The sequence below is a fragment of the Sinorhizobium sp. FG01 genome (genome assembly GCF_002531875.1).
Lineage (GTDB): Bacteria > Pseudomonadota > Alphaproteobacteria > Rhizobiales > Rhizobiaceae > Sinorhizobium > Sinorhizobium fredii_C.
Window position 1 is genome coordinate 411,219 of record NZ_NWTB01000003.1, and the last position, 24,030, is coordinate 435,248.

21 protein-coding genes, 1 pseudogene and 1 riboswitch are annotated in these 24,030 nt (G+C 62.5%); of the genes and pseudogenes, 10 read left to right on the top strand and 12 right to left on the bottom strand.

What is annotated here, in order from left to right; genetic code table 11:
- Positions 1-131: 131 nt before the first annotated feature.
- On the bottom strand, positions 132-1,196 hold the full coding sequence (gene cobW, locus CO656_RS04675; protein WP_097524953.1) for a cobalamin biosynthesis protein CobW: 1,065 nt from the start codon (positions 1,194-1,196) through the stop codon (positions 132-134).
- Positions 1,197-1,199: 3 nt separating this feature from the next.
- Positions 1,200-1,727, bottom strand: a complete 528-nt coding sequence (gene cobU / locus CO656_RS04680) for a bifunctional adenosylcobinamide kinase/adenosylcobinamide-phosphate guanylyltransferase (RefSeq protein WP_097524954.1) — start codon at positions 1,725-1,727, stop codon at positions 1,200-1,202.
- A 132-nt stretch (positions 1,728-1,859) separates the two neighbouring features.
- A riboswitch (cobalamin riboswitch) is annotated at positions 1,860-2,255 on the bottom strand.
- Positions 2,256-2,490: 235 nt separating this feature from the next.
- Here cobU and CO656_RS04685 point away from each other — a divergent pair.
- Positions 2,491-3,468, top strand: a complete 978-nt coding sequence (locus tag CO656_RS04685; RefSeq protein ID WP_097524955.1) for a FecR domain-containing protein — start codon at positions 2,491-2,493, stop codon at positions 3,466-3,468.
- Between the two features lie 53 nt (positions 3,469-3,521).
- Here CO656_RS04685 and CO656_RS04690 read toward each other — a convergent pair whose 3' ends face one another.
- A complete protein-coding gene (locus tag CO656_RS04690) occupies positions 3,522-5,690 on the bottom strand; it encodes an adenylate/guanylate cyclase domain-containing protein (protein WP_097524956.1) in 2,169 nt (722 codons plus the stop codon).
- A 146-nt stretch (positions 5,691-5,836) separates the two neighbouring features.
- A complete protein-coding gene (locus CO656_RS04695; protein ID WP_037423634.1) occupies positions 5,837-7,291 on the bottom strand; it encodes a cobyric acid synthase in 1,455 nt (484 codons plus the stop codon).
- A 246-nt stretch (positions 7,292-7,537) separates the two neighbouring features.
- Here CO656_RS04695 and CO656_RS04700 point away from each other — a divergent pair, with 246 nt between their 5' ends.
- The 4 genes and pseudogenes from CO656_RS04700 to CO656_RS04710 all read left to right on the top strand — a co-directional run bounded on the left by CO656_RS04700 (position 7,538) and on the right by CO656_RS04710 (position 10,434).
- The gene (locus CO656_RS04700) at positions 7,538-7,681 is read left to right on the top strand and encodes a hypothetical protein (RefSeq protein WP_086022791.1); all 144 of its coding nucleotides are present in this window, start codon (positions 7,538-7,540) and stop codon (positions 7,679-7,681) included.
- Positions 7,682-8,094: 413 nt separating this feature from the next.
- Entirely contained in the window at positions 8,095-9,093 is a 999-nt protein-coding gene (locus CO656_RS04705) for a glycine betaine ABC transporter substrate-binding protein (RefSeq protein ID WP_097524957.1), read from the top strand.
- 203 nt (positions 9,094-9,296) lie between these two features.
- Positions 9,297-9,395 (top strand): annotated as a pseudogene (locus tag CO656_RS30715) (proline/glycine betaine ABC transporter permease); the annotation flags it as partial.
- Positions 9,388-10,434 carry a glycine betaine/L-proline ABC transporter ATP-binding protein gene (locus CO656_RS04710; RefSeq protein ID WP_037423628.1) on the top strand — a complete coding sequence of 349 codons (1,047 nt, stop codon included), beginning with the start codon at positions 9,388-9,390 and terminating at the stop codon, positions 10,432-10,434. The pseudogene CO656_RS30715 and the gene CO656_RS04710, both read left to right, overlap by 8 nt.
- Before the next feature lie 52 nt (positions 10,435-10,486).
- Here CO656_RS04710 and CO656_RS04715 read toward each other — a convergent pair whose 3' ends face one another.
- Positions 10,487-10,897 (bottom strand): 4-oxalocrotonate tautomerase family protein, encoded by a 411-nt coding sequence (locus CO656_RS04715; protein WP_037423625.1) that lies wholly within the window; start codon positions 10,895-10,897, stop codon positions 10,487-10,489.
- Positions 10,898-11,003: 106 nt separating this feature from the next.
- Between CO656_RS04715 and CO656_RS04720 the strand changes: the two genes are divergently transcribed.
- On the top strand, positions 11,004-11,867 hold the full coding sequence (locus CO656_RS04720) for a LysR substrate-binding domain-containing protein (RefSeq protein WP_179864699.1): 864 nt from the start codon (positions 11,004-11,006) through the stop codon (positions 11,865-11,867).
- Between the two features lie 111 nt (positions 11,868-11,978).
- Positions 11,979-12,995, top strand: coding sequence for a betaine--homocysteine S-methyltransferase (gene bmt, locus CO656_RS04725; RefSeq protein WP_097524959.1), 1,017 nt, complete (start codon positions 11,979-11,981; stop codon positions 12,993-12,995).
- An 84-nt stretch (positions 12,996-13,079) separates the two neighbouring features.
- On the opposite strand, the gene CO656_RS04730 is transcribed toward bmt, so the two are convergent.
- Positions 13,080-15,053, bottom strand: coding sequence for an acyltransferase family protein (locus CO656_RS04730; protein WP_272938885.1), 1,974 nt, complete (start codon positions 15,051-15,053; stop codon positions 13,080-13,082).
- Positions 15,054-15,309: 256 nt separating this feature from the next.
- On the opposite strand from CO656_RS04730, the gene CO656_RS04735 reads away from it, so the two are divergent.
- Positions 15,310-15,654, top strand: a complete 345-nt coding sequence (locus CO656_RS04735; protein WP_097524961.1) for a hypothetical protein — start codon at positions 15,310-15,312, stop codon at positions 15,652-15,654.
- 219 nt (positions 15,655-15,873) lie between these two features.
- Here CO656_RS04735 and CO656_RS04740 read toward each other — a convergent pair whose 3' ends face one another.
- The 5 genes from CO656_RS04740 to CO656_RS04760 all read right to left on the bottom strand — a co-directional run bounded on the left by CO656_RS04740 (position 15,874) and on the right by CO656_RS04760 (position 21,829).
- Entirely contained in the window at positions 15,874-17,871 is a 1,998-nt protein-coding gene (locus CO656_RS04740) for a VWA domain-containing protein (protein ID WP_234819687.1), read from the bottom strand.
- On the bottom strand, positions 17,871-18,398 hold the full coding sequence (locus CO656_RS04745; RefSeq protein WP_097524962.1) for an RNA polymerase sigma factor: 528 nt from the start codon (positions 18,396-18,398) through the stop codon (positions 17,871-17,873). Before CO656_RS04745 ends, CO656_RS04740 begins: the two co-directional genes overlap by 1 nt.
- 118 nt (positions 18,399-18,516) lie before the next feature.
- Positions 18,517-19,284 carry a phosphodiester glycosidase family protein gene (locus tag CO656_RS04750; protein WP_097525070.1) on the bottom strand — a complete coding sequence of 256 codons (768 nt, stop codon included), beginning with the start codon at positions 19,282-19,284 and terminating at the stop codon, positions 18,517-18,519.
- Positions 19,285-19,442: 158 nt separating this feature from the next.
- A complete protein-coding gene (locus tag CO656_RS04755; RefSeq protein WP_097524963.1) occupies positions 19,443-20,147 on the bottom strand; it encodes a 4Fe-4S dicluster domain-containing protein in 705 nt (234 codons plus the stop codon).
- Between the two features lie 107 nt (positions 20,148-20,254).
- Positions 20,255-21,829: a trimethylamine methyltransferase family protein gene (locus CO656_RS04760; RefSeq protein WP_037423604.1), complete on the bottom strand. Its 1,575-nt coding sequence runs from the start codon at positions 21,827-21,829 to the stop codon at positions 20,255-20,257.
- A gap of 519 nt (positions 21,830-22,348) precedes the next feature.
- On the opposite strand from CO656_RS04760, the gene CO656_RS04765 reads away from it, so the two are divergent.
- Positions 22,349-23,047, top strand: a complete 699-nt coding sequence (locus CO656_RS04765) for a B12-binding domain-containing protein (RefSeq protein ID WP_037386375.1) — start codon at positions 22,349-22,351, stop codon at positions 23,045-23,047.
- A 106-nt stretch (positions 23,048-23,153) separates the two neighbouring features.
- On the opposite strand, the gene CO656_RS04770 is transcribed toward CO656_RS04765, so the two are convergent.
- On the bottom strand, positions 23,154-23,312 hold the full coding sequence (locus CO656_RS04770; RefSeq protein ID WP_083854228.1) for an entericidin: 159 nt from the start codon (positions 23,310-23,312) through the stop codon (positions 23,154-23,156).
- Between the two features lie 39 nt (positions 23,313-23,351).
- On the opposite strand from CO656_RS04770, the gene CO656_RS04775 reads away from it, so the two are divergent.
- Complete coding sequence (locus CO656_RS04775) at positions 23,352-23,972, top strand: DUF1638 domain-containing protein (protein WP_037423599.1); 621 nt, start codon at positions 23,352-23,354, stop codon at positions 23,970-23,972.
- The last annotated feature ends 58 nt before the right edge of the window (positions 23,973-24,030 follow it).

Below are 24,030 nucleotides of genomic sequence, written 5' to 3' on the forward strand. Positions count from 1 at the left end.
GTATCAGCCGTTCGTGCCATAACGCCGCCCCCCTTTGGGAACGAAAGCGCCGCCGCAAATGCCAGCCGAGCCCCTCCCCCTTGTGGGGAGGGGTTGGGGAGGGGCTCTTCTCACACGCGCTCAAAACAACCTCACGCCAGCGCCGAAATCGCCGCGCGCACGGCCGCCTCGTCCATGTCGTGCAGGCCGATGACGACGAGGCGCGTGTCGCGCGTCTCGCCGGGTGCCCAGGCACGGTCGTAATATTGATCGACCCGGCTGCCGACCGCCTGGATCAACAGACGCATTGGCTTGCCGGGTACGTCGGCAAAGCCCTTGAGGCGTAAAACGTCGTGCTCGGCGATGACGGCCTTGAGCCGGTCGATGAAGGCCGCCGGTTCGGCAATCGGGCCAAGTTCGACGACGAAGCTGTCGAATTCGTCGTGATCATGTTCCTCGCCGGCCTCATGCTCCATCTCGTGATGCGATTTGCGGTCGGCGATCTCGTCTTCCGTGCCGACGCCAAGCCCGAGCAGGATCGCGGCTGCCACCTCGCCGTTCTTGGCCTCGATCATCGCCGGCTTGCGGCTGATGCGCGAGGCGACTTCGTCACGCACGGACTTGAGGCCCGCAGCATCGATGAGATCGGTCTTGTTCAGAACGATGAGGTCGGCGGCGGTGAGTTGGTCCTCGAAGAGCTCTTCCAGCGGGCTCTCATGGTCAAGGTTGTCGTCATTGACGCGCAGCGCATCGACCTTGTCGTGATCGTCGGCAAAACGGCCGGCGGCAACGGCGGCGCTGTCGACGACGGTCACGACGCCATCGACCGTCACTTCGCTGCGGATGTCGGGCCAGTTGAAAGCGGCGACCAGCGGTTGCGGCAGCGCAAGGCCGGAGGTCTCGATGACAATATGATCCGGGCGGTTCTCTCGCTCGAGCAGCTTGGTCATGGTCGGAATGAAGTCGTCGGCGACGGTGCAGCAGATGCAGCCATTGGTGAGCTCGATGATGTCCTCTTCCGAGCAGGCTTCAGCGCCGCAGCCCTTCAGCACGTCGCCGTCGACGCCGAGATCGCCGAACTCGTTGATGATCAATGCGATCCGCTTGCCCTCGGCGTTCTGCAGCAGGTTGCGGATCATCGTCGTCTTGCCGGCGCCGAGGAAGCCGGTGATGACCGTGGCGGGGATCTTGCCCGACTGGGCCTTTGCAAGTGTCATGAATCAACCCTTCATTTTCAGCGGCAACCCAGCCGCGACGAAATAGACTTCGGCGGACTTCTCCGCGACGATTTGATGGAGGCGGCCGGCATGGTCGCGGAAGTCTCGCGCCATGCGGTTCTCCGGCACGATGCCGAGACCGACCTCATTGGAGACGATGATGACGCGCGCCTGCATGGCAGGCAGCAAGCCGGCAAGTGCCGCAAACTCGGCCGGCATGTCGCGCTCTTCCATCATCAGGTTCGTCACCCACAGCGTGAGGCAGTCGACAAGAATTACGCGCTCCGGTGCATCCAGTCGACGAAGCAGGCCGGAGAGATCGAGCGGTTCCTCGTGCGTTGCCCAGCCCTTGCCCTGCCGCGCGGCCTGGTGGCGGGCGATACGATCGCGCATTTCCTCGTCATAGGCGCGGCCGGTCGCAACATAGTGCATCCCGAGCCCCGAGGCTTCGGCGAGCTTCTCCGCGAAACTGGATTTCCCGGAGCGCGCGCCGCCGAGCACGAAGACCGGACCGGCATTGGAGAATGTCATCCGACCAGATCCCATGCGAGGAAACTGGTGGGGACAAAGCAACGATAGCAAGCGGACGCGTGACGGGCACGCGCGAAAGACGATAAATAAGCCACGACAACCTCCGTGCTGGCATTGGGGAGGACTCCCCCGGGCGATGCCCTGATGGACGGCAGGTCTCCTGGCTCTCGGCGTCACGGGCAAGCGCTGCGCACGCGGTGCCCAGCGCTATTGGGCCCGAACGGGTCCGCCTCGCCTTCCCGGCGTCTGCTGGCTCGTGAAGGCGGACGATTCGTAGAAAGAGAGGCGTCCAGCCCGGCTGCTCACGATGCCACGCCAGTGGCTTTTCCGGCGTGCCTCCAATTCCGCGACAACTGCCCCATGCAGTTTCACCGGAAGAGGTGCGGCATGCCCGATGGCGAACCCTGACCGTTCTACAGTCGCGGGGTCGGCTGCGATAAGGGCGCCCGGTGTGGGTCCGCCCGTCACATTCCCATTTACTCTCCCGCGCCGCTTCGGTGCGGGGGAACCATCCAATGCGTTAATTATGAAGCGGATGCGTCAAAGTCAATCGACGGTCTGCGACGCGAGGTCGGCAAGTTGCGGCAGCGCGAGGTGCGTCGCCAACTCGGCGCCTTTCTCCTAATCCGAACGGGTAGGCAGACGCCCGTCCCAAGCGCGTGATAAAACGGGCATTCGAACCCGAGGCGGCTCCGATGCTTCGCCACGATGTTCGATTATGTCCACGGCACTGAATTTGTCAGTTCAGCCTGGAGGGGGTGCGATGGCATATCTGCGTCGTGCCGCATTTGTCGCGCTGAGTGTCGCGCTTTACGGCTCCATGCCAAGCAAGGCCGCCGAACCGATTGGTCAGGCGATCCGGATCAAGACTGAGGTCAGCGGAGCGAGCGGACCACTGGTCGTCACGGACCCGGTGCACCGCGACGAGCGGATTCGGACATCCAGATCCGGCCTTGGCCAGTTCGTCTTCCGAGATGGAAGCAAGCTTGCCGTCGGTGCCGGCTCGTCGGTCGTCATCGACAAATTCGTCTTCGACGACTCGAGATCGGTGCAGAAGCTGACCGTCGCGGCGGCGAAGGGAACGTTTCGCTGGATCAGCGGCAACTCGGGGCACTCGGCCTACCAGATCCTGACACCGGCCGGAACCATCGGCGTTCGAGGCACGGTCTTCGACTTTTACGTCGGCGGAGACGGCACGACGGCAGTGGTGCTCCTGAGCGGCGCTGCCGAATTTTGCGGCCGAGGCGGCTGTCAACAGCTGACGCGGCGCTGCGACTGCGTGGTCGCCCGTCCCAATGGCGATATGACCGATACGCGACGGGTCGACCGAAGCATCCTCAGGACACTCGGCAACCAGCAGGCCTTGCCGTTCCTCTCCGGCAGGCAGCAGCTGTCGCCCGGATGGAGCGGCACCGGCTGCGGCCTTTCAGCTGAGATCCAGATCCGTCCAGATCGGGTCCGGCCGCTCGTCGCACCGCCACCCGAACCGGCTCCGCCTGTCGAGACGCCGCCCCAACCCAAGCCACCCAAACCCGACAAGCCTCACAAACCCGACAAGCCTCACAAACCCGACAAGCCTCACAAACCGGACAAGCCCCAAAAACCAGAAAAGCCGGGCAAGCCGGACAAACACGACAAGAGCTGGCACGATAAACCGAACAAGTTCGACAGGTCGGACAGGCCGCGCAACCGTGATTACTCGCACGAGCGGAGCAAGGACCGTTCGTTCGGACGACGGTGACTGTAATTGAAGTGCCGGAAAAGCGGCGCCTTTTGCATCAGTCGGCGAAGCACCTATTCGCCAGCCGCATCCTTCGCCGTCGGCTCACCAATGAAATGTTCGCCGCGCCGCGAAATCCGCCGATAGAACTCCGACAAGCCGGGCGTCAGCGCGGACGCCTTGAGCTTTGCCACGCCCAGCATGCGCCGGCTCTCGGGGGACCGTGCGCGCAAAGCGTCGACCAGCCGCCGATGAACTTCGAAGAGCTCGGCGAATTCATCCGACTCGGCCAGTCGCTCGTCGCCAACGACTCCAAAGAGCCTCGTTCGCGTGCTCTTACCCTTGAGCCCCAATGCTCCGGCCTCCAGCAGGGCGCAGCCGCCAGCCAAATTTGCCGTCGCCTCCGACACGAGGATATCGTAGCCGATCTCCTTGCAGGCGGATTCGATGCGCGCCGCCACATTGACGGTGTCCCCGACCGCCGAATAGTTGAAATGCGTCTCGGCGCCCATGTTGCCGACGCAGGCAAGGCCGGTGTGGATTCCAATGCCGATGGCAACGCTTTGCCCCGCCCCGAAACCGAAGGCATCCTTGTCATTGAGACGAGCAAGCGTTTCTCGCATCGCCAAAGCCGCGCGAACGGCCCTGCGAGGATGATCTCTGACATCGACTGGGGCGTTCCAGAAGGCCATGATCGAGTCGCCGATGAACTTGTCGAGTGTGCCCTCGTTTTCGATGACGTGTCGGCTCAGCGCATCGAGAAGCGTATTCAGGAACCCGACAACCTCGGTCGGCGCCAAACGCTCGCTGATCTCGGTGAAGTTGCGCACGTCGACGAACATGATCGTCAGCTCACGATCGTCTCCCCCGAGCCTCAGTGCGTTCTGCGTGTGCTCGACGCGATAAAGCAGCGACGGCGACAAATATTGGCCGAAGGCGCGCCGGACGACGCGACGCTCCCGGTCGGTCACCAGGAAGCGATAGGCCGTCGCGGCGAAATGCGTGACCAATCCGGAAAAGATCGGAGCAAGCGGGTCGAAGAGCAGTCCCGCGTAGAGAAACGCAGTCCAGGAGGCCGCGAGAGCCAAGCCGGTGATCAGCAACCCGCAGGCGAGCGCCACGCCGGGGCTGACGAAGGTGGTCACCATGACGAGGAGGGTGCCTGCAATGGCGATCGACAGGATCTCGAGCCCTTCGGCCCAGTCCGGGCGCGAGAGGAAGCGACCGGACAGGATCTGCTCGACGGCCTGGGCATGAAGCGAGACTCCCGGGACATTATGGCCGAGAGCCGTGGTGCGGATATCGAGCAAACCGGCAGCCGAGGTGCCGACGAAGACGATGCTGCCTTCGACGGCCGCCCTGACATCGTCGGGAGCACCCGATGCGGCAAGCACGCGCCCGGCCGATACATATCTTTCCGCCCGGTCCTCACTGACATAAAGCCAGAGCTCGCCGGCCGCCGTGACCGGCACGGCGAAATCGCCGATCTTGATCCGGGTTATCGTATCGGGCACCTCCGTCGCGCCGGCCAGCAGATAGGTGGAAGCCCCCTGTGCGACACGCAGCGCCTCGAGCGCCAAATTCGGATAGAGCTGCGCGCCGTCGCTGAGAAGGAGCGGCACCGCCCGTACGACCGCCGACGGGCTGTCGGGATTGAGGCTGATATGCCCGATGCCGGCTGCATTGGCCTCGAGCGCCGGCCGAAGCGGGGTTGCGGCAGTCAGGCGCGGCGGCGCTCCGAAAGGGCTCTCGCCGGTGAAGGCGAAGCCGGACTTTACCGGCGGCCGGTAACTCCCCGCATTCGAAAGGCCGAAACCCAGCACCACCGGCTTGCCGGCAATCGCCCCGGCAAAGATCTCGTCATTGTCCGGCAGCCGCTCCAGCAAAGCCGGATCGATCCCGCTGACGTCGCGCAGAACGGTGCGCGGCGACAGTCGATCGGGCTCGGCGAACAGGATGTCGAAGGCGATGACGGCGGCGCCCATTTCCGAAAGCCTGTCGACCAGCGCAGCCAATCGATCCCTTGGCCAAGGCCACTGGCCGAACTCGCTCAGCGACGCCTCGTCGATATCGACGACCCGCACGGGCAGGTTTTCGAAGGGCCGCGGCGCCAGGCGCTGGTATTCGTCGAAGGTGATTTCGCGGGCGAATCTCAGCAGTTGTGGATCGCTTGCCCGCAGCACCGTCAGAGCCGCGACAATTGCCAGTCCGATAAGGACGCCGACCAGCTGGGCGCGTGTCATGACCGCCGACCTTTGTGCCGGGCGGCGGCAAGACTTGTATTTTTCTGGAAAACCGGTCTGCCGCCTCGCCCGCCATGCTGCATCCTTCGCAGCGGCCATGCAATATCGACCAAAGAGATGAGTGTCACCCGCCGGCGGCACGGCAGCTAGCCGAGCAGGCCGTTAAGCCAGGCGCGGTCGAGCACGTCTTCTAGCTCCGAGGCAATCTCGTCGAGCGCGCCGTCGACCGACTGGCGATAGTTGGCGCCTCCGCCTGCAATTCCAAGGCTCTTCAGCAGTGCGGCGCGATAAGCGTCGCTACCGAAGAGCCCATGCAGATAGGTTCCCATGACGCGGCGATCCGGCGACATGGCGCCATCGGGGCGATCGTCGATCGTCACCGGGGCCCGTTCGCAATCTGCCCCGACGGTCTTGCCGAGATGGATCTCATAGCCGTCAAGCGCCACGTCATGCTCCAGCGACCAGGCACGGCTGTTGCGCACGGTCTTTTCCGGCGCCATTTCGGTTTCGACAGAAAGCAGGCCGAGCCCGGCGATATCGCGGTCGCTTCCCTCGATGCCGAGCGGATCGGTGACGCGGAGGCCGAGCATCTGATAACCGCCGCAAATGCCGATCACCCGGCCGCCGCGGCGGACGTGACGCTCGAGATCGCGGTCCCAGCCCTGCGCCCGAAAATCCTTGAGATCCGAAATCGTCGATTTCGAACCGGGGATGACGACAAGCCCCGCGTCGTCGGGGAGCGGCATGCCCGGCCGAACGAAGACGAGTTCGACCTCCGGTTCTGCCGCAAGCGGATCTAGATCATCGAAATTGGCGATGCGTGACAGGACGGGCACGGCGACTTTCAAAGCCTTGCCACCGCCGCGCGCCAGCCTCTCGAGAACGACGGAATCCTCGGCCGGCAGCCGCCCGGCGCTTTTCAGCCAGGGCACGACACCGAAACAAGGCCAGCCGGTGAAGCGGCCGATCGCCGCGATGCCATCGTCGAAAAGCGTGACGTCGCCGCGAAACTTGTTGATGAGATAACCGGTGACCATCCGCCGGTCCTCCTCCGGCAGGATTGCATGGGTGCCGACCAGCGATGCGATGACGCCGCCGCGATCGATGTCGCCGACGAGAACCACCGGGACATCGGCGCGCGTGGCGAAACCCATATTGGCGATGTCGCCGGCCCGGAGGTTGATCTCGGCCGGCGAACCGGCGCCCTCGACAACGACGAGATCGGCGCCGGCCGAGATGTGCTCGAAACTCTCCATCACGGCGCCGAGCAGCTTAGGCTTCAGGGCCTGATATTCCCTGCCCTTGGCCTGCCCCGCGACCTTGCCCTGCAGAATGATCTGACTTCCGACATCGGATTGCGGCTTCAGGAGCACCGGATTCATGTGCACCGACGAGGGCACGCGGGCGGCGAGCGACTGCAGCCACTGCGCCCGGCCGATTTCGCCGCCGTCATCGGAGACGGCCGCATTGTTCGACATGTTTTGCGGCTTGAAAGGCCTCACCTTAAGACCGCGATTGGCGGCGAGCCGGCAGAGGCCTGCCACCAATACCGATTTTCCGACATCCGAGCCGGTCCCCTGGAGCATGATCGCGTGTGTCATCCGGTCTCCGTAGCATCGAAACACTCTGCCGCAAAGTCCTGTCTAGACGCTATTTCACGGCATTTGCGCTAGCCGCGATCACGGCCCGTGTCACCCGCTCATCAAGCGTGCGACGAACATTGGAGCCCTAGTCAAAATGCGACATGCGATGCCGAGTCCAGGATCGAAAAATACCTGTCCCACGCCTATATCGCCGCCATCGCAACTACCGGGAAATGAACCGGACTCTCGAAGGCAGGAAAAACCATGCTGTTCATCTTCAGCAAGCCGAATTTTGTTCAAATCGCCTGGAACGCACAGGCGCCGCGCAGCCAATCCCGCGTACGCAACATCCCGGCCGACGCGCCATTCGGCCCGCTCGGCTTCATCCGCACGTCGAACGTCGGGTAATCGGCCTTTCGTGCTCTGACTTTGGCGACGTTCTGCGTCTTTCAAATGGACCGCATACTATCGCGGCGATCGCTCGAAGGCGCGCCTTGCCCGCAAAGTGTCGAGCTGGTCAGGGAGGCAGGTCCGGTACGCAACACCTGAACCGGACCTGCGGCAGTCGCCCGCCGCAGCAAACAATTAGCCTGACATTCTTACCGGATGGTTAGTGAGAGCTTAACCAAACATGAATTCGCACTTTTTTCGAGTTCATCGCGCGATCCTCCGTTGAAAGAGCAACCGGCGCGGCCGCGCCTTACTGAATAGCAGTGCCTCGAACCGCACTCCATTCCAGATCATTTGAAGAGGTTGATTTCTCTTCGAAAACACCTAGGCTGATTGGTCGTGGGCCGCGTAAGGGCGGGAGGCCTGGGAACATGACGAAACTCCTCGCAATCACGTTCGCCGCCGCTGGCATCTGGGTCCTGGCCGGGCCGACGCGGGCCGCCGAGTGCGGCGAGATCAGCATTGCCGAAATGAATTGGGCTTCGGCAGGCATCGCCGCCCATGTCGACAGACTTGTTCTCGAGAACGGCTATGGCTGCACCGTCTCCCTGGTCGCCGGCGACACCATGCGGACCTTTGCATCGATGAACGAGAAGGCCGAGCCTGACATGGCACCGGAGCTCTGGATCCATTCCGTGCGCACCCAGCTCGAAGCGGCAGTCAAGGAAGGCCGCCTTATTCAGGCTGCCCCGATTCTCAGTGAAGGTGGCGTCGAAGGCTGGTGGATTCCAAGATTCCTCGCCAATGCCCATCCGGAGATCAAAACCGTCCAAGATGCCCTGAAGCATCCGGATCTGTTCCCCGCGTCCGACGATCCCGCCAAGGGAGCGATCCACAGTTGCCCCTCCGGCTGGAACTGTCGGATCTCGACAACCAATCTCTACAAGGCACTCGGTGCGGAGAAGGCGGGCTTCAAGCTTGTCGACCCCGCTTCGGCAGCCGAGCTTGACGGTTCCATTGCCGAAGCCTTCGAGAAGAAGACGGGTTGGCTCGGCTATTATTGGGCGCCGACGGCAATCCTCGGCAAATATGAAATGATCCGGCTCTCCTTCGGCGTCGACCACGACAGGGCGGAATGGGACTCCTGCTCGGCCGTGCCGAACTGTCCAAGTCCAAAGGTCAACTCCTATCCGGTTTCGGACGTGTTTACCGTGGTGACCAAATCCTTTGCCGAAAAGGCAGGCATCGCCATGGATTACGTGAATGCCCGCGGATGGGACAATGCGACGGTCAATAAAATTCTCGCCTGGATGGATCAGAACCGCGCGACAAACGAGGACGCCGCACGGTATTTTCTCGAACACTTTCCGGACATTTGGGCGAAATGGGTGAGCCCGGACGTCGCAGAAAAGGTGAAGGCGGCGCTTTGAGGCTGTCCTTGCTGTGGACCGAGACGGGACCTCTTGCACTCGGTCGCGCTGCGGATCGAATGTTTCGCGACGAAGCGGCCGCGCCCCGCGTCGCAAACAGCACAGCAGTGGACCTGTTCCGCTGTCACATTGCTCAAGGGGAACCTGGAAGCGGTTGCGCCCGTGCACGCGCCCAAAGAAGCGCAACGGCGGAACGCAGCTCCAGCGGTGTTGCACTAATCGGCAGCGCCATCATTTTCGATCGTGCAAGCCAAGCCTTCGGTAGGTGGCTGCAGAAGCATTCGGAGGTAGTTTATGGCTAGTCGCGCAATCGAGGTGAAGAACCTCTACAAGATCTTCGGTCCGCGCGGGCACGAATATATCGATCCTGTCAAGAACGGCATGAGCAAGGCCGAGCTCAACGAGAAATACGGTCATGTTCTCGGTTTGCAGGACATCAACATCTCGATGCCCGGCGGCTGCATAACGGTGGTTATGGGCCTTTCCGGTTCCGGCAAATCGACGCTCATCCGCCACATCAACCGGCTGATCGACCCGACCGCCGGTGAAGTGCTCTATGACGGCGTCGACGTCTGCAAGATGAACCAGAACGACCTTCGCCAGTTCCGTCGCCACAAGACAGCAATGGTGTTCCAGAAGTTCGCGCTGCTTCCACACCGCACGGTGCTCGAAAACACCGTTTACGGCCTGGAAATTCAGGGTATCGATCAGCGCGAGAGCGAGAAGCGGGCGCTTGGCTGGATCGACCGCGTAGGCCTCAAGGGCTTCGAGAAGCACTATCCGAACCAGCTTTCGGGCGGCATGCAGCAGCGCGTCGGACTGGCCCGGGCACTGACCAACGACGCCGAGATTCTGCTGATGGACGAGGCCTATTCGGCGCTCGACCCGCTGATCCGCGTGGACATGCAGACGGTGCTTCTCGAATTGCAAAAGGAATTGAAGAAGACCGTGGTGTTCATTACGCACGATCTCGACGAGGCCCTGCGCCTCGGCGACAAGATCGCCATCCTGCGCGACGGCCGTGTGGTGCAGCAGGGAACCGGCCAGGAAATCGTGCTTGCGCCGGCGGACGATTACATCACCGCCTTCGTCAAGGAGGTAAACCGCGGCCGGGTCGTTCATGTCGAGACGATCATGCGGCCGCTGTCCGGCAATCCGGAGGGCCTCGCGATCGCGGCAGATACGGTCCTCGAGGCGGCCGCCCGCACAATGACGAGTGCGCATATCAACACCGCCCACGTCGTCGACGCCAATGGCCGCCCGATCGGGGCCATCGACCTGCATACGATCATCGGTGCCATGGTGACGCCGACAAGTCACGGCGACCGAAAGGCGGCATGAGCGCCTTCACCGGCTTAGAGGGACGACCGAGGCGGTTGCCCCTCTCCCACTTCTAAGCGGCTGGCTGCAAATTGCCGCTGATGAAGCGAAACTCCTGCGTCTTGCCGCCAAAGCCGTAAGCTGCGGCCGCTACCTCGTGAACAAGCACGTAGCTTTCGGGATGAATCGTTCCGAGCAGGCCCTCGAACCCGGCATAGACTGCCTCGATATAGCTTGCGAGCTCCTGTTTCGTATTGGTGCCGTCGACAACCTTGATATCGAGCCAGAAACTCGAGGTCTGCTGTGATGCGATCGACCTCCCCCCCGCAAACCAATGGTGCGGATCGATATAGCTGATCGTAACGGCCGTCACGGTCGGATCCTTGCGCAGGTGCAGGCGCGTCAATTCGCTGACGGATGCCGCGATCTGCGCGGAGAGGCTTGAGTTCGGCGAAGCCGCAACGGCGATGCTGATGATCGGCATGAGAGTTCCTTTCTCGGGATGAATGCGGTGACGAAGTAAGCCTGTCATCATCATTGCATCCATAAAATCGAATTGTGCGGCATCTACAATTCTGTATTATTGAACCATGAGGATGATCGACCCGGAACTCTTGCGCACTTTTCTTGCCTTCGCGGAGGGCGGTTCGCTCGCCCGGGCCGCGGACGTCGTCAGCCGTTCGCCGTCGGCCGTGACGGCGCAGATGCAGCGGCTGGAAGCGCTGGTCGGCGAGGCGCTTCTCGCACCGGCCGGGCGCGGACGCTCCTTGACACCTGTGGGTGAGGAATTCGTCGGTCATGCCCGTCGCATCCTCGACGCCCATCGTGACGCATGGTTGAGCCTCAAGGGCGCCCGCGCCGACGGCCGCGTGGCGATCGGGAGCACCCAGGATTTTGCAGACACGGCGCTTCCGGATCTGCTCGGCCGCTTCGCCCGCTCGCATTCGCGGGTTCGCCTCGACCTTCGGATCGGCCGCACGAAGGAACTGGCGGCCGCATACGAGCAAGGCCAGATCGACATCGTCCTGGCGATGCGGCAAGGGCCTTCGGCAGACGAACTGCTTGTCTTGCGCGATCCGATGATCTGGTTGTGTGCCGAGAGGGGCCTGACTTTGCCCGACGCCGATCTCCCCATAGCTGTACTCGACCCGCCCTGCGGCTTCCGCGCTGCCGCGATTGCCGCGCTCGAGGCGATCAACCGCCCCTTCCGCTTGGCCGCAACGAGCCCGAGTCTTTCGGGTCTGCGGGCCGCGGTCCTCAGCGGCATCGCAGTGACGGCGCGCACCGATCGTTTCCTGGGCACCGGGATAACGGCCGCCCCGAAGCACCTCGATCTGCCGCCGCTGCCCGACTCGGAATTCAGCCTGCGCCTGCGCCCCAACGCAGAACCCGCCTCGACCGACCTCGCCCGTCTTCTGGCGGATGAACTGCCGCGGCTTTCGGCGGGCGCGTAGTCGCTAATGGTCAGCCGCGAGGTTCGATACACATTTAGCTTGCTTCCTCATGCGCAAACACATAAAGATATGTTTATATCTTGCTACAAGCCATTCAGCCGGGAAACGCCGATGTCGATCGCAGCCAGTGCCCTTTCCGACCTCCTCGCCCAGAAGGGCGTTCTGCTTGCCGACGGCGCGACCGGGACGTCGCTCTTCGCCATGGGTCTCGAGGCCGGCGAAGCGCCGGAACTCTGGAACGAGACCAGGCCGGAAAACATCACCAAGCTGCATCAGGATTTCGTCGAGGCCGGCGCCGACATCATCCTGACCAATTCCTTCGGCGGCACGCGCCACCGGCTGAAGCTCCACCAGGCGGAAGACCGGGTGCATGCGCTCAACAAGCGCGCCGCCGAGATCGCCCGTGCCGTCGCCGACAAGGCGCCGCGCAAGGTCATCACCGCCGGCTCCGTCGGCCCGACCGGCGAGTTGCTGGTGCCGCTCGGCGCCCTCTCCTATGAGGACGCGGTCGCAGCTTTTGTCGAGCAGATCGAGGGCCTCAAGGCCGGCGGCGCGGAAGTCGCCTGGATCGAGACGATGTCCTCGCCGGACGAGATCCGGGCAGCCGCCGAGGCCGCCACCAAGGTCGGCCTGCCCTTCGTCTACACCGGTTCCTTCGATACTGCCGGCAAGACGATGATGGGCTTGCACCCTAAGGACCTTCACACGGTCGCGGCAGACATCGGCGAAGGCCCGGTCGCGGTCGGCGCCAATTGCGGCGTCGGCGCATCCGACATTCTGTCCTCGCTCCTCGACATGACCGCCGCCAATCCCCAGGGCACCGTCGTCGTCAAGGGCAATTGCGGCATTCCCGAGTTCCGCGGATCGGAGATCCACTATTCCGGCACACCGCCGCTGATGGCCGAATATGCGCGCCTGGCCGTCGATGCCGGCGCCAAGATCATCGGCGGCTGCTGCGGCACGTCCTGCAATCACCTCGCCGCGATGCGTCTTGCCCTCGACAATCACACCAGGGGCGAGCGCCCGACGCTTGAGGTCATCGTCGAAAAGATCGGCCCCTTGCGCAACAAGACGGCCAATGAGGGCGCCGCCTCCCCGGTGCGCGAACGGAGAAGTCGCCGCGCATAGCCTGCCCCGGTCTTCAGAGCGTAACTCTTCTCGTGGAGGCGATAGCGGCCCCCGGTTGCGGGAAGTTTTCGCCTGACCGATCGATCACAGGGCTGCCGATGGGGGCGAAGGTTGCGCCGGTGAGACCTGTGCGGATACCGGATCGCTCTTCGCTGCATCGACAAAGGAGCGGTAGAAGTTGAGCGCGCGGCCCATCTGTCGCGATCCTTGCGCGGAGAAATGCCCATGGTCCTCGAAAAGCTCTACGCCCTGATCCTCGACCTTGCAGGCATCCGCATCGCAAAGATAATCCATGAAGCTGACAACGGGATACTCGTCGGCGATATCGGCGACGACCTGTAGTATGTCCTTGTCGTGGACGCGAACATTCTTGAGAGGCAACTCGCAGCGCTCAATCGGTTGATCCAAGAGTCTTGCCCGCGCAACGCAAAGGCCGGTGTCGCGGCCGTCATGCGGCGTCGGCGCGACGAACACGGCCTCAAAACCATTTGCCTTTAGCCAGGCAAGCGTCGAGCGCAGGCTGGTGGTGAGGGTCTTCACCTCGGTGGGGACTTCCCGCCTTCCTTCGACGAGCACCATCTCTTCCGTCAGGTACTGGCTAAGCTGCGATGACAGGACGACATAGCGGATCGACTTGTTCGCTACCAGGAAACGCCGCACATCATCATTATGCTGGGCGCATTCCTTCGGCCAGCTCGGGCCAAGCCGCGGCGCCATCGGGGACAGGTCGAGAAACGGCCCGCAATTGTTTTTGGTAAGTTGTAGCAACCGGACGTCAGGCTTCGAGGCAATGATGCCATCAACCAGATGTCGTGCAAAGGAATCGCCCCAAACGGCCATTTCGGGTGTGTGGCTTGTAGCGCATTTGAGATCGACCACCGCATCGCACCGCTTGCCGAGGCCGACACTCGAGCCGGTCAGCCGCGCCAAGTCCCGCTTTTGCGCAACCATCCCGTCCGTCCCATCAAGGCCCAGGCCCAAAAGGATTGCCACGGCACCAGAGGCGATCGTGAAACTAAAAACGGCGCGCCGTCCGAAACGGGCTCGTTTGCGGAACGGCTGCTCGACATAGCGCCAGCTGAAATAGGCCAATACGAAGCAAATCGCGATCAGCAGCAAGTAACCGAAACGTGGAATCTCGTCGATCCAACGCAAGCGCGCGAAGGCGAAGACCGGCTGATGCCAGAGATAGAGGCTATAGCTTAGAAGTCCGATCGCCACCAAGGGCCGCCACGAAAGCAGTTTGCCCACGACCGTGTCTCCGTGTGCAAAGGCGAGCACGAGAGTAGTTCCCAGCACCACCGGCAGCGTCGTCCAGCCGGGGTAGTAAGCCGTTCCTTGGAGGAGGATGTAACTGGCGGCGATGGCGCAAAGACCGAGCGCTGCCAGGATCTCACGCATTCGTTGGGGAAAATCGAATTGCCTCTCATTGGCAATCGCCAGCATTGCACCGATGCCGAGCTCCCAAAAGCGGCTCGGCAGCAGGTAGAAATTTGCGGCCGGATCGATGCGGGCAAGAATCTGCGTGGCTCCAAAGCTGAGGATAACGCCAGTCGCCAGAAGCTTCATCACCTTAGCCACCGAGTAGCGGCGAAGCGCGAGTAGAAGCAGGGGCAACGCAATGTAAAACTGCTCCTCGACGGCCAGTGACCAGGTGTGCAGAAGGGGCATCAAGTCCGTGTTCGGCGCGAAATACCCGGTCTGACCCCAAAACAGGAAATTCGACCCGAGAAGGCTCACCGCATAAAGGCTCTTGCCGAAATTGTTGAGCTCCTGCGGCAGCATCCAAAGAGCGGCGAAGGCGGTCGAAACGGTGCAGATGAAGAGCAAAGCTGGCGCAAGACGCCTCGCGCGGCGTTCGTAGAATCCGACAATGCTGAAGCTACCGTCGCGGATTTCGCGGTGGAGGATCGCCGTGATCAGATAACCACTGATGACGAAGAAAACGTCTACGCCAGCAAACCCGCCCCCGATGAAGCCAAAACCAGCATGGAAGAGAAGCACGGGCATGACCGCGAGCGCGCGCAGTCCATCAATTTCGGGTCTGTATTGTAGCAACTGTGGAGCACCTCGTTCAGAGCTTGCCGGTTAACATGGCCCTGCCGAAGCCGCCACTGCGCGGTCGGGTATATCCACATTGGTGTGATTTCTATGGCACGACCGACTTGATAAGCGGACTAGGCTGACGCAGCGCGCTGTCCGCGCGCTCCACTGGTAGAGGTTCGGGAGTTCGGCAAAGACGACCGCAAGCTATCAATTGCAGATGGAGGGAGAGTCGCCTATCCGAGGATGTGCGACCAACGGAGATAAATCCATGAGCACGCCAGCCGCCTTCCCCGACCGGGACACGACCGCCTCCAAGCTTTCGAGCTTCGGCGAAGCGGAGCAGGCTTTCGTCAAGCTGCTGATGGAAAATCAGGAACAGGATGAAAATCTGATGGAGGGGCTGCACCGCCACCTCGACCTTGCCGCCGAAGCGCGGTTCCTGAATACGCTGAAACTCGAAAGAGTCGGAGAATGGCTCGGCAACGAGGCGCCGCCGCGTCTTCAGATGCGCCTTATGGAGGTGGCCCGCTCCAGCCAGCATGCGGCCTATCAGGCGTTTCGGAACGGGCTGATCAAATCCGGTGGATTGCAGCGCGCCTTTCCAAAGGCTTGAGAAAAACAGCGTGGGCAGGCAGCAATCCGCAAAACTCCGGCGCGTCACGGTGGTGGACGGTGCCGCCCAGCCATTCCTGATGATCCTCGGCGCGCAGGAGTTGCCCGCCCTACAGCGCCGCGCGTCTTATCAGACGCGCAAAGGTCGCTGTCGCACTTTGAATTTGCTGCATGCCTTTGTCCTTAAATCGAGGTCGATAAGGAGACATGCAGTAGGCAGCTACTGCTTTGCGCCCGAAAGCCCTTTCGCCAGCCGCACCAGATTGACGAACTCGCCGCGGTAGCCGAACGGATCGGTGCCCTTGGCGGCGGCGGCGAGATCGGCGATCGCCGGATAGGAATAGTCGGCAAGGGCTGAATTTCCGGCAAGCTTCTGGCCGAACGCCGCGACGGCGATGGAGAAGCGGACGTCAGCCGACGCCTCGGCGAGGTTCGGCACCGCATTTTCCTCGGTGACCGGCGTGGTGATCAACTCACTCCTGTCGCCGTCCGGCTTCTTGTAGCGGATCTTCAGGAAGGCGAGTTCGCCGGCGTGAGCCGCAGCTGTTGCCGGCTTTTCGGCGGTCGCATAGCGGAGCTCGTCGTTGAGCACGGCCGGGCTGCCCTTGGGCGTCACCTCGTAGATCGCCGTCACGCTGTGGCCGGAGCCGATGTCGCCTGCATCGACCCTGTCGTTGTTGAAATCCTCGCGCTTCAGCGCCCGCGTCTCGTAGCCGATCAGCCGGTACTCGACGATCGCCGCCGGATTGAACTCCACCTGCAGCTTCACATCCTTGGCGATCGGGAAGAGCGACGACCCCGCCTCTTCGACGAGCGTTTTCTGCGCCTCCGCCAGCGTGTCGATGTAAGCAGCAACGCCGTTGCCGTTCTGGGCGAGCGTCTGCATCAGCGCGTCGTTGTAGTTGCCCCGACCGAAGCCGAGAACGGAGAGAAAGACGCCGCTTTTGCGCTTCGCTTCGACCACGCGTCTCAATTCCTCGTCGCTCGACGGCCCGACATTGAAGTCGCCGTCGGTCGCGAGCAGAATGCGATTGACGCCGTTCTGGACGAAGGCTTTCTCCGCCAGCCGATAGGCAGCGTCGATGCCCTCGGCACCGGCCGTCGAGCCGCCCGGTTGCAGCGTGTCGATCGCCGCCAGTATCTTCGCCTTGTCCTTGACCGCCGTGGGTTCAAGCACCGTGCCGGCATTGCCGGCATAGGTGACGATCGACACTGTATCGTCCGGTCTCAGCCGTTCGACCAGCAACCGGAAAGCATTCTTGAGAAGCGGCAGCTTGTCCGGTTCGTCCATGGAGCCGGAGACGTCGATCAGGAAGACGAGGTTGGCTCTCGGCGCCTCCTGCTGAACCACCTCATAGCCCTTGATCGCCACATGCATCAGCCGCGTTGCTGCGTTCCATGGCGTCGGCGTCACTGTGACGGTGGCCTTGAACGGCTCCGCAGCCGTCGTCGGGCGCGGCCAATCATAGGGGAAATAATTGATCATCTCCTCGACGCGTACGGCATCATGGTTCGGCATCTCGCCCTCCATCAGAGATCGGCGGACGAAGGCGTAAGAGGCCGTATCGACATCGACGGAGAAGGTCGAGACCGGCTCGGTCGCAACGCTTTTTACTGGATTGGCATCGGCGTTGCCGAAGCGCTCGCGGCTTTCTGTCGGCGGCGGAAGGATATCGCTTGGCACGGCCGGCGCCGGCATGAGTGCGGCGCGGCCACGCGCGGCAAAGCCCACCGTCCCGCCTTCGGCAGCGGGCGCTGCGGCCGTATCGGCCGCAGCGCTTGCCGTCGCCTCGTTTTCGGCGGCCTCGCGAGGCACCTCGCTGAGGTCCGAGCCGGACCCGGGGAAAAGCTCTCCCCGCTCGATGGTCGCGGGCGCAGTCGATTTCGGCTGCGGGCGCGGTACTGGCTTGGCGGCCACCTGCACCTCCGCGTCGCGTGAAAAATCGCTGCGAACCAGTTCCAGCGTCAGGAAAGCGGCGGCCGGGACGACGATCAGCATCGCCAGGGCCGATCCGGCAAGAAATTTCCGGTTCATGATAGGGCTCCATATCCGGTTGAGGATGGAGCTTTGACGCGCGGGCTTCGTTGATCCTTGGGCAGGCGACATATTTTCCGCCGCGTCATAGGACTGCATCGCGGCGGCGAGGGCCCGCGCCCGTGCCTCGTCCGTCGGCTTCGGCGGCGTCCGTCCGGACAGCATATCGAGTTCGTCGGTCATCACACAGCCTCCTTGCCGAGCAGCGTCCGCAAGCGTTTCCGCGCCTCATGGACGTGCCAGGAGATGGTCGCTTCCGAGCAGCCAAGCACGTCGGCGGCTGCCGCATGGCTCAGACCCTCGGCATAAACGAGCAGGACGGCATCGCATTGCTTTTCCGGCAGCGCCCGCACCGCCGCCCACAGCGCCTCGCGCCGCTCCTCGTCATCGCCATCGGACATTGCGGAGAGCGCCGAATCGGATGCATAGGCCTGCATCTTCCGCTCGTCGCGCGCCCGCCGGCGCCGGTGATCACGGGCCGCATTCAGCGTCAATGCATAGAGCCAGGTGCGGAACCGGCTGGTGCCGCGGAAGCCGCGAATCGCCGAGCCAAGCCTTATGCAGACCTCCTGGGCAATATCCTCCGCATCGGCCTCATTGCCCGACCACCGCCAGGCGACCGCATGAACGAAGTCATAGTGGCGCTCGATCAATCGGCCAAAGGCCTCGCGATCGCCGCTCACCGCCCGTTCAACGAGTTCCGCGTCCAAATCCCTGCCCGCCCAATCCCTGCACGCACAATCCCTGCCCGCTCTGTCCTATTTCAAGCTTAGACGGTCGCCGACCGCCATTCCTTGGGTGGAGCCGACAAATTCTTTTGCGGTGCGCTCAATGCGGAAACCTCGCGACGACGGCGATGATTGGCCCGAGCGGAAACAGCCGGTCGTGGCGGTTTATCTCCGGCGCATAAAGGCTCGAAATCGTGCCGTCGAGGAACAGCGCGTTGGGGCAGTCAAGCGCGTCCCGGAAGAGCGTCACGAAATCGTGGAAGCGCACCGGCCGCTTCGAGACCGCGAAAACCACCTGGCCTTCCGTCGTCACACCGACGCCGTTGCGGGTTTTGAAACTGTCGCTGTCCGGCAGGAAGCGCGGGTGAAGCTTGCCGTCGATCACCAGCATCGGCCCGGATTGCGTGGCAAAGCGCGGTGTGATGCCGGCGTCGCGGTAAGCCTCTGCCGCCATAACGCCTGCCTTGCCGTCCGTCACGTAGAAGACGCCGTTCGGCAGCAGGTGGAAATTGCCCCAACCCGGATTGGTGTTGAGCGGGGCCTGCTCTCCGCCTTCTTCAATGTGCAGGCCGACCGGAGAAAGGTCCTCGTGATACATGCCGCCATTCATGGCGAAGACGAGATATTCGTCGCGATGGCGCAATTCGAGCGACAGCGCCTTGAAGGATCTGAACGGAACGCCCGCATGGTCCTTGTTGTAGAGGCGAATGTCGCTTGCGGCGGGATCGAAGCTGCAGGCGATGTAGTCTTCGCCACGGTGGCTCACGTTGCGGCAGGAAGTGCCTGCAGCGTCGGCCGGCGCGGATTTGGCAAAGCCGCCCGTGAGAAGTGCGGCGCCGATGAGAAGGCCTTTTGGAAACAGTGGCATGGTTCGCGACTCGAAGCGGATCGTGACGTAACATCGCATGGATTGCGGCGGTTTGATGCGCGATTGCTGAGTGCTCCGGATTGGCAAGTCAATCACGGCGCAGGAGGGCATTTTCACGGTCCATCATGACCGACTGGGGCCGACTGAGAGCAACCAGTCTAAAGCCTCAGTGCCGCCATATGGAAACGGAGTTGCGCATCCGGGTAGCGAAAGTCTCGCCCTACCGGACAGACATCGCGCGAAAGGCAGCCAAGCGCGAGGCAGCCGCCAGGCTCCTCCTTTGACCTCAAATGCGTGCGGCAGCGAGCGACATCGAATGCGCGGGCGGCCAAGGCATCAGCCGGACAGGCCGAAATGCACGGCTTTCCCACACAAGCATCGCAAGGATGGCCAGTTGAAACTTTGTCCGTCTGCGGAAGTACCCGATCAAAGCCGAGCGCACCGCGATAGCCGTGCCAGAGACCATATTTGGGGTGGATGAGGATGCCGAGCGGCGATGGTTTCAAGCCCTCGGCGCGCATTGCCCATCGCTGGAATGGCTGCCAGGGCGGATCGGACGGGTAATAGGCGGTGGCGTCGAGCCGCTCCGCGACAGGTTGGATTATCTGCTTCGACCAATTGTCGAGTGGATCCATGCCGCCTTGATCCGGCTGGTCTGCTCGCCAACGGCTGAACGGCTCCCACAGTGAGCCACCGATATTGCCGACGAGCAGGACGCTCGCGGCAGGCGCGCCGCCCTTTAGCTGGGGAGCCGCCTCGCCGGCCACAAAATTCACAGTGCCACGCAAAAAAAGACCGTGCGGCTCGAGAGCCGCACGGAGCATTTGAACAAGATTGTCGTCACAAGCGGAGGCCGCCGTCATTTCGGTTTCGGCCCCTGGGTTTCGTAATGCGGGCGCCAGACCTCCTTCTGGATCATGTCGGCCACCTGCGCCGCGCCGCCTTGCTCCCTGGCTCGCTCGGGAGCCTTTCAGGTGAAGGCGTCCGGCATCGAATCCTTGCGCTTGGCGATATAGTCCTTGAGCGCATCGTCGATCGCCGGATCGAGATAGGGTGCCTCGTAGTGTTCGAGCCACGAGCGGGCGAGCGCGTTGGCGCGCTGCTCGATCCGCTTCTCGCCTTCGATTTCCCACTGTTCGAAGGAATTGTTGTCGGCGAGCGGCGAGCGGTAGAAGGCCGTCTGGAAATTGGCCTGGGTATGGGAGCAGCCGAGATAGTGGCTGCCGGGGCCAACTTCGCGGATCGCGTCGAGCGCCTGCGCATTCTCCGAAAGATCGACGCCTTCAGCCATCTTCTGCATCATGCCGAGCTGATCCTGGTCGATCATGAACTTCTCGTAGGACGAGACCAGACCGCCTTCGAGCCAGCCGGCCGCGTGCAGCACGAAGTTGGTGCCGGCGAGCAGTGTCATGTTGATCGTGTTCGCCGATTCGTGTGCCGCCTGGGCATCCGGAACCTTGGAGCCGCAGAGCGAACCGCCGGTACGGAACGGCAGGCCGAGGCGGCGGGCAAGCTGGGCGGCGCCATAGGAGACAAGCGACGGCTCCGGCGTGCCGAAGGTTGGGGCACCCGACTGCATCGAGATCGAGGCGGCGAAGGTGCCGAAAAGCACCGGCGCGCCCTTGCGGATCAGCTGGGTGAACGAGGCGCCGGCAAGAACCTCGGCCAGAATCTGCGTCAGCGTCCCGGCGACGGTCACCGGGCTCATCGCGCCGGAAAGAATGAAGGGCGACAGCACGCAGGCCTGATTATGGCGCGCGTAGACCTTGAGCGCGCCCACCATCGTCTCGTCGAAGACCATCGGCGAATTGGCGTTGATCAGGTTCAGCGTCACCGTGTTGTTCTCGACGAAATCGTCGCCGAAGACGATCTTCGCCATGGCGATCGTGTCTTCGGCCCGTTCCGGCGCCGTCACCGAGCCCATGAAGGGTTTGTCGGAATAGCGGATATGGCTGTAGACCATGTCCAGATGGCGCTTGTTGACCGGGATGTCGACCGGCTCGCAGACCGTGCCGCCCGAGGAATGGACGGACGGCGCCATGTAGGCAAGCTTCACGAAATTGCGGAAATCCTCGATCGTCGCATAGCGGCGGTTGCCGTCGAGATCGCGGACGAAGGGCGGGCCGTAGACCGGTGCGAAAACCGTCGCCTTGCCGCCGATATGGGCGTTGCGCTCCGGATTGCGCGCATGCCAGGTGAAGTTCGACGGCGCGGTCTTCAAAAGCTCGCGGCAGAGGCCCTTCGGGAAATGGACGCGCTCGCCGCGCACATCAGCTCCCGCCGCCTTCCAGAGCTCCAACGCTTCCGGATCGTCACGGAATTCGATGCCGATCTCTTCCAGAACGATGTCGGCATTGCGCTCGATGAGCTGCAACCCCTCCTCGTCGAGAACTTCGTACTCGCGAATCTTGCGCTGGATATAGGGCAGAGACGGTCCCGGACCGCCGCCGGTGCGGGAGGCCCGGCGGGCTGCCGCCCCACGTCCCTCGCCACGCGCGCGGCGTCCGCCGCCTTCGATCGCGCCTTGTTCTGTAACGTCGCTCATTCGCTCATTCCTCTCCCGCCACGTCTTCGCACGAAGGACGCTGCAACATTTCGGTAGGTGGGCGCATAGTCCTTTCCGCCGGTCGAATCCAGTAGCGGCACCATGCGCCCGGCATGGATTTGGCCTAATGCTACCAAGCCGCCGGATCGGTACGGGTCTCAATGCGCCAACAGGTGGCGCAACTTAGACACTCGACCGGCCCCGTCCACACGGTCCGTTGGTGCCGCGTGAAACCGTGGCTGTGGGCCGGCCATTACCTAAACGCTTGCTCAGCTGCCTAAACTAACACCTTGAACTGTTGCATAATTTTACCGGGCGGCGGATTCCGCATCGGTGAATTATGCGATACGACTGGCATGACAAACGATGGGAAGCAACGCGTCGTCGTTTTTCACCATATGCGACGTCGCTTTCGAAAAGAGATTTTTAGGCGCCGCCCGTTAAGGATGGGACAACGCGTCCGGAGTGTTATCGTGCCACTCCCGCGAAACGACTATGCCAGGAACCGAGGACCCTACTATGGCAGATGATGAAATCATTCTCGAGGACCTTTCCGACGAGGAACTCGTGCAGCAGATGCATGACGACCTTTATGACGGTCTCAAGGAGGAAATCGAGGATGGCACCCGCATCCTCCTCAAGCGCGGCTGGACGCCCTACGACATCCTGACCCAGGCGCTCGTCGAAGGCATGCGCATCGTCGGCATCGACTTCCGCGACGGCATTCTCTTCGTGCCGGAAGTTCTGCTTTCCGCAAACGCGATGAAGGCCGGCATGACCATCCTGCGGCCGCTGCTCGCCGAAACCGGCGCACCGAAGCTCGGCAAGATGGTAATCGGCACCGTCAAAGGCGACATTCACGACATCGGCAAGAACCTCGTCGGCATGATGATGGAAGGCGCCGGCTTCGACGTCGTCGACCTCGGCATCAACAATCCGGTCGAGAACTATCTGGAAGCGCTCGAGCGCGAGCAGCCCGACATCCTCGGCATGTCGGCGCTGTTGACGACGACGATGCCCTACATGAAGGTTGTCATCGACACCATGAAGGAGAAGGGCCTGCGCGACGATTACGTCGTTCTCGTCGGCGGCGCGCCGCTCAACGAGGAATTCGGCAAGGCCGTCGGCGCCGACGCCTATTGCCGCGACGCGGCGGTCGCCGTCGAAACCGCAAAGGATTATATGCGGCGCAAGCACAACCAGCTTGCCGCCGGCTGAGTCCAACTGATGCAGAAAAACGCCGGCTGTGCGGATGAAACCGACAGCCGGCGTCTTTGTTTATTATAAAGCGAGGCCGCTACGCCTCCCTACAGCCGCGTGGCGGTCAATTGGCCGCTCGGGCGACCCGGCGCCCGGCTCCCTCTGTGGCGTTCACGGTATTCGCAGTATCCTGCCCCATGCCGCGGATCGTATTGGCGCAGGAACTCAGGGTTGAGAGCGCTACCAGAAGAGCGCCGATCATCGCGATGGACCTTATTGTCATGACCGTGATTCCTTTGTGTTGATACAAGGCGGAATAAAGATGGAAAACGCACCGTCGGCAAGAGAACGTGCACAGCCAAAGAAAGTTCACGTCATTGGTTGCGGCGCCATCGCACGTGAAATTCTTGCGATCTGCGAGGCCAACAAGCTCGACCATATCGAGCTCAACTGTCTTCCCGCCATCTGGCACAACACGCCGGAAAAGATCGTGCCGGGCCTTCGCGACGCGATCGCCCGCGCCCGTTCCGACGGCTTCGAGCGCATCTTCATCGCCTATGCCGATTGCGGTACCGGCGGTCTCATCGATCGGCTCTGCGAGGAGGAAGGCGTCGAGCGGATTCCCGGCCCGCACTGCTATTCCTTCTTCGCCGGCAATGCGGATTTCGCCGCCCGTTGGGACGACGACCTCACGGCCTTCTTTCTCACCGACTTCCTCGCCCGCCAGTTCGAAGCATTCGTCGTCGAGCCGCTCGGCCTCGACCGGCATCCGGAACTGCGCGACATGTATTTCGGCCACTACCGCAAGCTCGTCTATCTATCGCAGGTGGAAGACGAGGCGCTCAAGGAGAAGGCCCGCCGCGCCGCCGACTATCTCGGCCTCGCCTATGAGTACCGCTTTACCGGCTACGGCGATCTCAGCCGGTCGTTGATTGAGGCGTAATGCTCGGGCAATCGACCCCGTGATATATTATTGGCTACCCGCTTAAGACCACGGTAAC

Excerpts from the sequence above, each read along its gene's own strand:
- CO656_RS04740 (WP_234819687.1), bottom strand. The coding sequence starts at position 17,871 with ATGACCGACGAACTCGATATGCTGTCCGGACGGACGCCGCCGAAGCCG.
- cobW (WP_097524953.1), bottom strand. The coding sequence starts at position 1,196 with ATGACACTTGCAAAGGCCCAGTCGGGCAAGATCCCCGCCACGGTCATC.
- cobU (WP_097524954.1), bottom strand. The coding sequence starts at position 1,727 with ATGACATTCTCCAATGCCGGTCCGGTCTTCGTGCTCGGCGGCGCGCGC.
- CO656_RS04715 (WP_037423625.1), bottom strand. The coding sequence starts at position 10,897 with ATGCCGATCATCAGCATCGCCGTTGCGGCTTCGCCGAACTCAAGCCTC.
- CO656_RS04765 (WP_037386375.1), top strand. The coding sequence starts at position 22,349 with ATGGCAGATGATGAAATCATTCTCGAGGACCTTTCCGACGAGGAACTC.
- CO656_RS04770 (WP_083854228.1), bottom strand. The coding sequence starts at position 23,312 with ATGACAATAAGGTCCATCGCGATGATCGGCGCTCTTCTGGTAGCGCTC.
- CO656_RS04700 (WP_086022791.1), top strand. The coding sequence starts at position 7,538 with ATGCTGTTCATCTTCAGCAAGCCGAATTTTGTTCAAATCGCCTGGAAC.
- CO656_RS04685 (WP_097524955.1), top strand. The coding sequence starts at position 2,491 with ATGGCATATCTGCGTCGTGCCGCATTTGTCGCGCTGAGTGTCGCGCTT.
- CO656_RS04710 (WP_037423628.1), top strand. The coding sequence starts at position 9,388 with ATGGCTAGTCGCGCAATCGAGGTGAAGAACCTCTACAAGATCTTCGGT.
- CO656_RS04755 (WP_097524963.1), bottom strand. The coding sequence starts at position 20,147 with ATGACGGCGGCCTCCGCTTGTGACGACAATCTTGTTCAAATGCTCCGT.
- CO656_RS04735 (WP_097524961.1), top strand. The coding sequence starts at position 15,310 with ATGAGCACGCCAGCCGCCTTCCCCGACCGGGACACGACCGCCTCCAAG.
- CO656_RS04750 (WP_097525070.1), bottom strand. The coding sequence starts at position 19,284 with ATGCCACTGTTTCCAAAAGGCCTTCTCATCGGCGCCGCACTTCTCACG.
- CO656_RS04720 (WP_179864699.1), top strand. The coding sequence starts at position 11,004 with ATGAGGATGATCGACCCGGAACTCTTGCGCACTTTTCTTGCCTTCGCG.
- CO656_RS04705 (WP_097524957.1), top strand. The coding sequence starts at position 8,095 with ATGACGAAACTCCTCGCAATCACGTTCGCCGCCGCTGGCATCTGGGTC.
- bmt (WP_097524959.1), top strand. The coding sequence starts at position 11,979 with ATGTCGATCGCAGCCAGTGCCCTTTCCGACCTCCTCGCCCAGAAGGGC.
- CO656_RS04760 (WP_037423604.1), bottom strand. The coding sequence starts at position 21,829 with ATGAGCGACGTTACAGAACAAGGCGCGATCGAAGGCGGCGGACGCCGC.
- CO656_RS04690 (WP_097524956.1), bottom strand. The coding sequence starts at position 5,690 with ATGACACGCGCCCAGCTGGTCGGCGTCCTTATCGGACTGGCAATTGTC.
- CO656_RS04775 (WP_037423599.1), top strand. The coding sequence starts at position 23,352 with ATGGAAAACGCACCGTCGGCAAGAGAACGTGCACAGCCAAAGAAAGTT.
- CO656_RS04695 (WP_037423634.1), bottom strand. The coding sequence starts at position 7,291 with ATGACACACGCGATCATGCTCCAGGGGACCGGCTCGGATGTCGGAAAA.